We start from the raw sequence: 282 nt of genomic DNA, 5'->3' as shown, positions 1-282 counted from the left end.
CCCCCCCCCCCCCCCCCCCCCCCCCCCCCCCCCCCCCCCCCCCCCCCCCCCCCTTTTCAAGCAGAAGACGGCATACGCGATCAACGTCAGCGTCTCGTGGGCTCGGAGATGTGTATAAGAGACAGCGTGGGCTCGGAGATGTGTATAAGAGACAGGGTCCAGTCCCTGCAGCTCGCTTTCCTCATCCACGCGCAGGCCGATCAGCATGTCCAGCAGCCACAGCAGCACCGCCGTGGCCACCAGCGTGAACAAGGCCACGGCCAGCACGCTCACGGCCTGGGT

At 68.1% G+C, this 282-nt stretch carries 1 pseudogene; it reads right to left on the bottom strand.

Going from position 1 to position 282, the window contains the following annotated elements:
• Window positions 1–282, bottom strand: a pseudogene (locus JHD82_RS30230) (hypothetical protein); the annotation flags it as partial.

It is taken from the genome of Delftia sp. ASV31 (genome assembly GCF_016428765.1).
Classification (GTDB): Bacteria; Pseudomonadota; Gammaproteobacteria; order Burkholderiales; family Burkholderiaceae_C; genus Comamonas; species Comamonas acidovorans.
The sequence above is the reverse complement of the archived record's forward strand: the minus strand, read 5'-3'. Positions and strand labels throughout refer to the sequence as shown.